This is a genomic window from Candidatus Egerieousia sp. (assembly GCF_056211015.1).
This window is the reverse complement of sequence record NZ_JBAELF010000061.1, coordinates 1-5959: the sequence shown is the minus strand read 5'-3', so window position 1 is coordinate 5959 and position 5959 is coordinate 1. Positions and strand designations below refer to the sequence as shown.

The 5959-nt window shown below is 47.2% G+C and carries 4 protein-coding genes; 3 read left to right on the top strand and 1 reads right to left on the bottom strand.

The window, feature by feature from the left end:
• Positions 1–2613: carbamoyl-phosphate synthase (glutamine-hydrolyzing) large subunit (gene carB / locus AC06L3_RS04460; protein ID WP_475669419.1), on the top strand; the 2613-nt coding region annotated here is incomplete at its 5' end.
• A gap of 7 nt (positions 2614–2620) precedes the next feature.
• Here the strand turns inward: carB and AC06L3_RS04455 are convergent.
• Complete coding sequence (locus AC06L3_RS04455) at positions 2621–3595, bottom strand: calcium/sodium antiporter (protein WP_475669418.1); 975 nt, start codon at positions 3593–3595, stop codon at positions 2621–2623.
• A 135-nt stretch (positions 3596–3730) separates the two neighbouring features.
• On the opposite strand from AC06L3_RS04455, the gene AC06L3_RS04450 reads away from it, so the two are divergent.
• Both AC06L3_RS04450 and AC06L3_RS04445 read left to right on the top strand, forming a co-directional pair.
• Complete coding sequence (locus AC06L3_RS04450) at positions 3731–5017, top strand: cysteate synthase (protein ID WP_475669417.1); 1287 nt, start codon at positions 3731–3733, stop codon at positions 5015–5017.
• Between the two features lie 62 nt (positions 5018–5079).
• Positions 5080–5673: a peptidase associated/transthyretin-like domain-containing protein gene (locus tag AC06L3_RS04445; protein ID WP_475669416.1), complete on the top strand. Its 594-nt coding sequence runs from the start codon at positions 5080–5082 to the stop codon at positions 5671–5673.
• Positions 5674–5959: the final 286 nt, after the last annotated feature.

The window sequence follows — 5959 nt, the reverse complement described above, 5'->3', positions numbered from 1 at the left end:
AAGGGCTGGAAGGAGATAGAGTTCGAGGTTGTTCGTGACGCATACGACAACTGCGTTACAGTCTGCAACATGGAGAACTTTGACCCGCTTGGAATCCACACTGGTGAGAGTATAGTTGTTGCTCCGTGCCAGACTCTTACGAATGATGAAATCGGTTATCTCCGCGAACTTGCAATAAAGATTGTACGCCACGTAGGAATAGTTGGTGAGTGCAACATACAGTACGCATATTCTCCTGAAGGAGTTGACTACAGAGTGATTGAAATCAACGCGCGACTCAGCCGTTCTTCCGCACTCGCTTCAAAGGCTACAGGTTATCCTCTTGCATTCGTTGCAGCAAAGATTGGTCTGGGTTATTCTCTTGCAGAAATCAAGAACACAATCACCCGCACCACCCCTGCAATGTTCGAACCGTCCATTGACTATGTTGTCTGCAAGATTCCTCGCTGGGATCTGGCCAAGTTCCATGGTGTGAGCCGTGAGATTGGCAGCAGCATGAAGAGCGTTGGTGAAGTGATGGCAATTGGCAGAACATTCGAGGAGGCAGTTCAGAAAGGTCTGAGAATGATAGGCCAGGGTGCTCACGGATTCGTTGCCAACAAGGAGATAGTGGTTCCTGACATTGAGAAGGCGCTGAGCGATCCTACCGACAACCGTATATTCGTGATATCGAAAGCCCTTCAGGCAGGCTATACAATAGACAGGATACACGATCTCACAAAGATTGACAAATGGTTCCTCCACAGCCTGAACCATATTGTAAAGACAAATAACGAACTCATTGAGTGCAAGGGCATTGAGAACGTAAGCTACGATCTGATGCTCAAGGCAAAGAAGCAGGGATTCTCCGATTTCCAGATTGCAAGGCTTGCAGGCGGGAACGTTGACCCTGATGTCATGATGCACGATGTGCGCAAGATAAGGAAGGCAATGGGAATCATTCCTGTTGTAAAACAGATTGACACCCTGGCGGCACAATATCCTGCACAGGCGAACTACCTCTATCTTACATACAACGGATGCGTATCCGACAAGGCAACCGTTGCTCCGGAACAGGAAGGCAAGGAATCAATCATAGTTCTCGGCAGCGGCGCATACAGAATAGGCAGCAGCGTTGAGTTCGACTGGTGCAGCGTGAACGCCCTCAATACCATACGTAAATGCGGATGGCAGGGAGTAATGATAAACTACAACCCTGAAACAGTATCCACAGACTACGACATGTGCGACAGGCTCTATTTCGACGAGCTCACATTCGAGCGCGTGATGGATATATGCGAGGCCGAGAATCCTCATGGAGTAATTGTTTCAGTAGGTGGTCAGATTCCTAACAACCTGGCACTCAGGCTCGACAAGGCAGGCATCAATCTGCTTGGCACAACAGCCGATTCAATTGACAATGCGGAGGACCGCAACCGCTTCTCCTCCACCCTCGATACCATTGGAGTTGACCAGCCACGCTGGAGCGAGCTCACCACAATGGAGGACGTTTACAAGTTCGTTGACAAGGTTGGCTTCCCTGTTCTGGTAAGACCTTCATACGTTCTTTCAGGTGCGGCAATGAACGTCTGCTCGAACAATACCGAACTTGAGCAGTTCCTTCAGCTTGCAGCAAACGTTTCAAAGAAACATCCTGTTGTAGTGAGCGAGTTCATACAGCACGCAAAGGAAATAGAGTTTGATGCCGTTGCACGCAGCGGTGAGGTTCTGGCATATGCCATTTCCGAGCATATTGAATTCGCAGGCGTTCACTCAGGAGATGCTACCATCCAGTTCCCTGCACAGAAGATGTACGTTGAAACGGCTCGCAGAATCAAGAAAGTTGCAAGAAAGATTGCACAGGCTCTCAACATATCAGGACCTTTCAACATACAGTTCCTTGCAAAGGAGAACGACATAAAGGTGATCGAATGTAACCTCAGGGCTTCAAGAAGTTTCCCATTTGCATCAAAGGTGCTGAAAATCAACCTCATAGAGCTTGCAACAAAGGTTATGTGCGGTCTTGAGGTGAAAGCTCCTGAGAAAAACTCCTTCGATTTGGACTATGTTGGAGTAAAGGCTTCGCAGTTCAGCTTCTCCAGACTTCAGAAAGCGGACCCTGTACTCGGTGTTGACATGGCTTCCACCGGTGAGGTAGGCTGCATAGGTGACGATTCAAATGAGGCAATACTTAAGTCAATGCTTTCTGTAGGTTACCGCATTCCTGAAAAGAACATACTGTTCTCAACAGGTGATGCAAAGCAGAAGGCCGAATTGCTTGGTGCAGCCAAACTGCTTGTAAGCAAGGGCTACAACCTTTATGCAACTTCAGGAACATTCCGTTTCTTCACTGAGAACAATATTCCTGCAACAAGGGCATACTGGCCTAACGAGCAGGAGTGCGAGCCACAGGCAGTTGACCTTATAAGCCGTCACAAGATTGATATGGTGGTGAACATTCCAAAGAACCTCACCCACATAGAGCTCACAAACGGTTACAAGGTAAGACGCGCCGCCGTTGACTTCAATGTTCCGCTCATTACCAACGGCCGTCTTGCATCTGCTTTCATAACCGCCTTCTGCAACACCCCTGTAGATGATATGGAAATAAAGAGCTGGGACGAGTACAGGTAGAGAAATCTCAGATGATATACCAGACAAATGCAATGTATGACAGGATGAAGATCAAACCTTCCATCCTGTCTACTTTTTTACGGGCAAAGGTGTAATATGAAATGAACAGTGCCAGAGCGGATGCCAGCATTGTGAACAGATACACCTTTGTTATTCCATCGGGTGCAAGAGGCATTATGAGGGCGCTTCCACCAAGTATCAGGAGAATGTTGCTCACATTGGAACCTATGATATTGCCAAGCACCATATCAGTGTTCTTCTTGAATGCGGCGGCAACGCAGGTTGCAAGTTCTGGCAGGCTCGTACCTCCGGCAAGGATGGTAGCGGCTATCACAGCATCGCTCACTCCCAGTGATTTGGCAATAAAGCAGGCGGAATCAACGAACATGTTACCCCCAACAACCAGTACGGCCAATGATGCGAACACAAGCAGAATGTTGAACCATAAAGCCTGTGTCAGTCTTTTAAAAAAGGATATTTCACAAATATCCGCCTCTGTTTGCTCTTCTGCCTGAACATTTACGGCTTCTCCATTCTTCTTTCCAGATTTGATGGAATACCACATGAATGCAATGAAGCATAGCAGCAGGACAGCGCCTTCAATTCTGGAAAGACTGCCTGAATAAACAAATATAACGAACATTGCCGTGGATATCAGCACTGCCGGAATATCGCGCTTCAAATTGCTCTTTGTCAATGATATGGGCAGGATAAGAGCGCTTACACCAACTATCGCCAGTATATTGAAGATATTGGAGCCAACTATATTTCCTATTGCCATGTTGCCATTGCCTTCAAAGGCTGAGATGAAGCTGACTACCATCTCAGGTGCGGAAGTTCCTATTCCTACAATGGTCATTCCTATGAGGAAATCAGAGAGTCCGAACCTGCGGGCTATCCTTGAGGCGCCTTCTACGAGGTTGTCCGCACCAAGAGTAATGAAAACCAGACCCAAAACAAGAAGAATTATATTCTGTAACATTATCCAATCATTTGAATCAAACTCTGCAAAATTAACTAGCACAAGCCTGAATTGCAAGACAGACCTAAAAGCAATTCTTTCATAATACACGTATTTTTACTACTTTTGAGTTTGGATACGAAAATAATACACATTATGATAGAAGCAACAAAATACACCCTTAAGAACATTGCAGACGGCCGTGAATTCGAGGATGAAGGCTGGATGCTGGCAGACCCGCAATGCAAGGAAGCATCGCTTGTAAGAGCCATTTACACTAAGAAACAGATAGAATTCAAGGACAGTTCCTACGGATTCTACAAATATGCGGACTGGCTTCCTATAAAGAAGACTCTTGCCCACTCCTCCGCTCCTGTCACTTACAAAAGCACTGCCCTCGCTTCAAAGCTTGGCTTGAGCAATCTCTACATAACTTTCAGCGGCTGGTGGCCTAAGATAGGCGCATCATTCAAGACCTGCTCCTTCAAGGAAACCGAGGCTTACAGTGTATGTGCCCGACTTGGCGATAGTAAAGAAAGAATCCTTGTAGTAGCCTCCGCCGGCAACACAGCCCGCGCCTTTGCGCAGGTCTGCTCCGACAACAACATTCCAATTGTAATTGCCATACCATACGACAACCTTTCCGCTCTATGGTTCGAGAAACCGCTGAACAAATGCGTGAAAATCATCTGCTCCCCTGCCGGAACCGATTATTTCGATGCTATACGCCTCGGTGACAAAGTATGCACCAGCAAGCGCTTCCTTGCCGAAGGCGGAGCCAAGAACGTTGCGCGCCGCGATGGAATGGCCACAACGGTCCTTTCAGCCGTTGAGAAGATAGGCCGCATCCCTGATGCATATTTCCAGGCTATAGGCAGCGGTACCGGTACCATCGCCGCATGGGAAGCCAACCTAAGACTGATTGAAGACGGACGTTTCGGCAAGCATCTGATGAAACTCATTCCGTCACAGAACGATCCTTTCACCCCAATGTACGATTCGTTCAAGGCAGACAGCCGCAAGCTCATTCTTCCTGAAGACGAAAACACCGCACGCGAACTTGCGCTCAAGATAAACGCCAAGGTTCTTTCCAACAGGAAACCGCCATATTCTCTTGCCGGTGGCCTTTACGACGCCCTCAAGAGCTCGAACGGAGATATGGAGAAAGTCACCAACGAAGAACTTGCACAGGCTTGCGCCGAATTCCTTGAACTCGAAGGCATTGACATTCACCCTGCAGCAGGTGTCGCCGTGAAGAGTCTTGAAAAGGCCCTTGCAAGCGGCAAGATAAGCAAGGACAGCGTTGTTATGCTCAATATCACCGGTGGCGGCGAACAATTGTTCAAGAAAGAGCACAAATGCATTCAGGCACAGCCTGACCTTGTCCTCAGCCCTGATACATCCGCCGAAGAAGTTGTGAACAAAGTGATTGCACTGTTTTAAGCCACACAATGAACAGCATACACTCAAAGATTATTATACCAGTGACAGTAAAGTCTTTGTGTATGTTTGCTTGCCTCTTGTTCAACTTCGTTGTTTCAGGTCAAACCATCGTTGTAAAAAGCACGGATAAAAAGGCTTTTCAACAAAAGGATATAGAGTTCAGAATTCTCGACAGCTGCAATGCCGCCCCTGTGTCTTTTGCATCGGCGTATCTGAAAAAAGACACGTTGATTACCAATTACTATATTTCTGATGACAATGGTGCCGTACGTTTTGCCAATGTTTCAAAAGGCAGATACACACTTGTTGTTGAAGCGCTCGGATACAGGCCCTACTCTATGGACTTCACCCTGAATAACGTCATCCCAATACCGCCTGTATTATATCTGACCCAAAAATACGATATGCTGGATGCCGCTGTTGTAACGGCCTACTCGAATCTGGTAGAATACCGCAAAGACACATTGGTGTACAATGCCTCGGTATATCGTTTTGCCGGAAACGCCACCCTGGAAGATTTGCTTAAAAGAATGCCAGGTGTGAATGTCGATGGAGGTAACATTCGTGTTCACGGCAAAGAAATCACTATGCTTACCGTTATTATTCTCCTGAAGATTCTCGTTTTGACAATCGTCTTGATCTTGACATCAATATAATGCAACTGATATGGAAATGGGCAAATCCTGTACAGAACATGCAAAAACATGCGTTCCGTACAGGAAATGGGCAAATCCTGTACCGAGCGGGGATGCGGACTGGCAAAACAATGAAGAAGAAACGTTATGGCACCGCCGCTGGCCTTAAACCCAAGCCAGCGGCTACAGCAGGAAGCGCTAATGGAGCCCTTGAAAGCTCAATGGAGTGCTTCCGCTGTTGCCATGACCATCGTTTCTCAGACAAAGTGAACCCAAACCCTTTTACTTGTGGGGGTTTGAGATCGGT